A 4,756-nucleotide genomic window follows, 5' to 3' on the forward strand; every position below is an offset into this window, starting at 1 on the left:
AATCGTCGTGGTGACGGAGGGCGATCGGTGGGCGGTTGTCGAAACCAGGATAGCTACCGTGTCCGGTGTTACAGTAGAAAATAATGTCGCTATGGAGAAGGTGTGTAGTGGGAAAGGTTTTACGAAGGGTTTAGTGCAGTGAAAAATCACACGTTAATGCGATGTAACTGATTTTTTGCGAGGGGGGGAAAGAAAGTGGTCGGAGTGATAGGATTCGAACCTACGACCCTCTGGTCCCAAACCAGATGCGCTACCAAGCTGCGCTACACTCCGACGGGTACTGCACTTACTATTGTAGTTGGCTCCCCGAGCTGGACTCGAACCAGCGACCAATAGATTAACAGTCTACTGCTCTACCAACTGAGCTATCAGGGAACATCACTACATCAACGGTTGGCTCCTCGAGCTGGACTCGAACCAGCGACCAATAGATTAACAGTCTACTGCTCTACCAACTGAGCTATCGAGGAATGTCTCAACCGAGGCCGCGTATACTAATGATGAGCCCGGTCAGCGTCAACCCCTTAGTTTAAAAAAGTTTTTTGCCATAAGCAGGGCTGCGTTCGTGGCTCCTGATACGGTTATAATTGGGCGGGTTGGCGCGGCACTTGGGTGGGCTGCTGTATGTGAGTCCGCAGACTGTGTCGGCCGATGCATGAATGGCCGCAGGCGTTTTGAGTACCGCATTCATGCCATAAGTATAAGAGTGGTTGGTAAGGGAGAGCATATGAGCGCTTTGGTAGCTAAAGACGCGCAGCTGGATGAAAGTATTCGCCTGATGCGCCAGGGTCTTCAGAAGCTCGGGTTCGAGCTGGAAGATGTGTGCTGGTTCAATCCGGTGCCCAATGTCTGGTCCGTTCAGTTGCGTGATCTGTCTTGCCCGCTTTTGGAGAGCAGTGGACGGGGCATTAGTCGTGATGCGGCGCTGGCCTGTGCGCTGCGTAGTTTTTATGCAGGCCTGTCCTGCAATCGCTTCTTTGCCGACTACTATTTTGGCAAGGCACTGGCCGAGGCCGATTTTGTACATTACCCGAATGAGCGCTGGTTCGCGTTGGCCGGCACGGGCTTGCCGGCGGGCCTGTTCGATGAGGCAACCCGTGATCATTACGACCTGCATGGTCAGCTGCGCGGTCGAATGCTGGTGGATACCAACTCCGGTAACGAGCAGCGTGGGGTTTGTGCTATTCCCTTTGTACGCCAGCGCACCGGTGAGCAGGTCTGGCTGCCGGTCAATATACTCAATAATCTGTATACCTCTAACGGTATGGCTGCCGGGAGTTCACGCTGGGAGGCACGAACCCTGGCGTTATCCGAGATATTTGAGCGTCATATAAAGAATACGATTCTGACGGCCGGTATCAGTCTGCCGCAGATTCCGGAAAACGTTTTGTCCCGCTATCCTGCATTTTGTGAGTCCATCAGCGCGTTGCGTGCCGCCGGTTTTATCGTGGTTGTGCAGGATGCATCTCTGGGCGGCAAATTCCCGCTGGTCAATATTACGCTGATCAACCCGGCTGATGGCGGCTGCTGTGCGGCCTTTGGTGCCCATCCAAAATTTGAGCTGGCGCTGGAACGTACTCTTACCGGCGTGCTGCAGGGGCGGGAGCTGGATGATTTAAACGGCTTTGCGCCCCCTTGTTTTGATCTCAGTGCAGTGGCCGAGCAGGATAATCTTGAAGCGCACTTCATTGATTCCAGCGGGGTGGTGGCCTGGGATCTTTTATCGCGCAAGCCAGACTACACCTTTACGCAGTGGAACATTGAAGGCGACAGCCAGGTCGAATTTGACTATCTGTGCTACCTGATTCATCGCGTCGATATGGATATTTATATCGCCGACCATGAGCACCTGGGGCTGTGTTGTTGCCAGATTGTGGTGCCGGGGATGGCTGACCTGTATCCGGTGGACTATCTCGTACACCATAACAACAACCGCGCGATGGGCCTGCGCGACTCTATATTGCGCCTTGCAGAGTTGAGTGTTGAGCAGGCAGCAGAGCTGGAACAGCAGCTCGACAAGGCAGAGCTGGATAACTATCTGCGCATGGATGAACTGCTGTGCCTGTACGTTGATCCGGATTCATTCTGGGGGCGGCTCAGTGTTGGAGAGTTGCGCTGTCTACTGGCATTGCGTACCGGCGACCTGGTCCTGGCGCGGGAGTGGAGTGACTGGGTGATACACAGTGGTTTGCTGGCTGATGAGCGCTTGCGGCTGTGTCGGTGCATAAACCAGTTGCTGCAGTTTCGGCTGGATCCGGAGCGTCATGCAGAACAGTTTGATTATCTGCTGCAACAGATCTACGGTCAGCCGCTGCTCGATCGGGTGCGCCTGATGCTGTCGGGTGAAAAGGTATTTGAGGATGCCCCCGTCATCGGCGACAACCTGGAAGGGCTGGGTATGCACCGTACCTTGCTGGACATTTATCAGCGCTTGCAGCAGGTAAAATCGCGTCATTTCCAGGCCGAGACCTGATCGTAGTTGCGAAAGCCAATGCATTCCTAATGTCGATAAGGCGGGTCACTGTACCACGGTACAATAGGCGGCCCGTGATTTAGTCCCTATGTTTAGCTAAAGCCTGAACTGGGCAATTATCGAGATCAAGGAGATTTGTCATGGCTATCGGGGACGTAGCAGGTAATGTCAGTTTTATTTCTGGAACCGTTATTGCAGTCGGCGCCGATGGTTCTGAGCGTGTTCTTACGCTTGGGGATGCCGTCTATGAAGGTGATCAGATTCGCGTAGCCGAAGGCGGGCGCATCGAAATTTCAGCCGCTAATGGTGAGATGCTGGCATTCGGTTCAGGCCAGGAAGTGACGATTGATGCGGGTTACCTGACATCGAACGCCCCGGATGATCAGCCGCAGAGCCAGGATGTTGCTGCAACGGTAACGTCAATCAGTGGCACTGTAGTAGCAGTGGCCGCTGATGGTAGCGAGCGGATTCTAACTGTTGGTGACGTCTTGTTTGAAGGCGAGCTGATCCGTGTTGCTGGCGGAGGCGCCGTGGAGTTGACCAGTGCCTCGGGCGAAATCGTTTCACTGGCGTCGGGTCAGCAGGCCCTGATTACCCCCGAATTTTATACCGAAGCGTCCCAGTTCGATTCCTCCCAGTCGGTCGCGTCCGCGCCAAGTGCACAGCAGGCGCTCCAGCAGACCGGCGAGATTGATGCCATCCAGGCCGCTATCCTGGCCGGTGAAGACCCCACTGCTGTGGCCGAGGCTACCGCTGCCGGTCAGTCGCCGGGTGAAGCTGATGGCCCGGGAGACTCTGGCTCATCGTTCGTCCAGTTGTCCCGTACCGGGCAGGAAGTTAACCCCGAGGCCGGCTATGCGACCAGCGGCCTTAGCCGCGGCTTTACCTCTCCTGAAAATGAAGATGTGCTAATCACGCCGGCAGAGCCTGTAGTCAGTGTCACTGTTGAAGTCGAAGTTGAAACGCCGCCGGGGGGGGGCGAGCCTCCGGCAGAACCTACGACGGAGTTTCCTGTTCTTGTCGACGGTAATTCGGTTGCCGTGCTGGAGGGTACCGGTGGCGGCGAGCGCCAGGTGACCTTCCAGCTGACACTGGATAAAGCTTCGGATCAGGTTATCAGTGTTACCTATGAGCTGCGGGATCTTTCCACCACTTACCTTGAAGACTGGCGCGATGGCGGTGCGCGGATTCATACTGTTGATATCCCGGCTGGCTCTACTCAATTTCCAGTTAGCGTATATATCACCGAAGATGCCCTGTTCGAAGGTAATGAAGTCCTGGATATCGTTTTGCTGGATGCCAGTAATGCGACCATCAATAGTGCCCAGAGCCAGGCGCAGATCACGATTTACGATGACGATATTCCTGAATTCACCCTCTCGGGTGATGAAACGGTCGACGAGGGCCTTGCCGCAAACTACAGTGTTTCGCTGAGTGGCGCCGAGCTGCAGGCCGGTCAGGTGATCAAGCTGTCAATTGGCACGGGGCTGGAAGTTGATACTGCGCTGGAGAACGTTGATTACAACAGTACGGATGGAGTCCTGACGGTAACGGTTCCGGCGGGCGGAATGGCCATCGGCGACACGGTCGTCAGCTTCAAGGTTACGACGCTCACTGACGGCGTCGACGAACCCGATGAAAGTGTCAGCGTCGTGCTCCAGAGCGCCACGGTTAACGGCCAGGAAGCTGTCGTACATAGCACCGTTACAACCACCATTATCGATGCGGATGTTCCGGGCGTCGAATTCAAGGATGCGGGAACTGGCGTTGGCGATATTGAGGTGCCGGAAGGTACGGATGCTGTCTTTACGCTGAATATATCGAAAGCGGCAGCTGGCAGTAGTCTGGCGTTAAGCCTTGCCGACGGCACGGCTGTTGATGCGGACTATAACGAAGCTCATTATCAATACAGCCTCGATAATGGTGCGAACTGGAACGATGTGGCCGGCCCGATCGTGTTGGCCGACGGTGGCGATTACACCGTGCTGATAAGTACTGACACGATCGCCGACGGTGTTGATGAGCCGAACGAGACCTTTGACCTGAAGGCGACGTTGACCAGCAACGGCAGTGACTACGACGACACCGGCACAGCGACCATCATCGACGGCGATGTGCCGGCGATCAGTGTCGGTAATGTTGAGGTTGCGGAAGGTGACAACGCCGTGTTTACGGTCGATGTTTCCAACGCGGCGGCGGGCAGCAGCCTGTCCCTGGCGCTGGCCGACGGTACGGCGCTGGATGCGGACTACAACGAGGCGGTTTACCAGTACAGCCTGGACG

Annotated in this window: 2 protein-coding genes and 3 tRNA genes; 2 read left to right on the forward strand and 3 right to left on the reverse strand. The window is 55.5% G+C overall.

The window, feature by feature from the left end; all coding sequences use genetic code 11:
* Positions 1 to 196: 196 nt before the first annotated feature.
* From F451_RS0124250 to F451_RS0124260, 3 genes are all read right to left on the reverse strand, one after another.
* Positions 197 to 273, reverse strand: a tRNA-Pro gene (locus tag F451_RS0124250).
* Between the two features lie 26 nt (positions 274 to 299).
* A tRNA-Asn gene (locus F451_RS0124255) sits at positions 300 to 375 on the reverse strand.
* Between the two features lie 19 nt (positions 376 to 394).
* Positions 395 to 470, reverse strand: a tRNA-Asn gene (locus F451_RS0124260).
* 257 nt (positions 471 to 727) lie between these two features.
* On the opposite strand from F451_RS0124260, the gene ycaO reads away from it, so the two are divergent.
* Together ycaO and F451_RS26480 are read left to right on the forward strand one after the other, a co-directional pair.
* On the forward strand, positions 728 to 2,473 hold the full coding sequence (ycaO, locus tag F451_RS0124265; protein ID WP_020684010.1) for a 30S ribosomal protein S12 methylthiotransferase accessory factor YcaO: 1,746 nt from the start codon (positions 728 to 730) through the stop codon (positions 2,471 to 2,473).
* 140 nt (positions 2,474 to 2,613) lie between these two features.
* On the forward strand, positions 2,614 to 4,756 hold a 2,143-nt coding region (locus F451_RS26480), incomplete at its 3' end, for a retention module-containing protein (protein ID WP_040880408.1).

Source organism: Marinobacterium rhizophilum DSM 18822, assembly GCF_000378045.1.
In the GTDB taxonomy this organism is placed as follows: domain Bacteria; phylum Pseudomonadota; class Gammaproteobacteria; order Pseudomonadales; family Balneatricaceae; genus Marinobacterium_A; species Marinobacterium_A rhizophilum.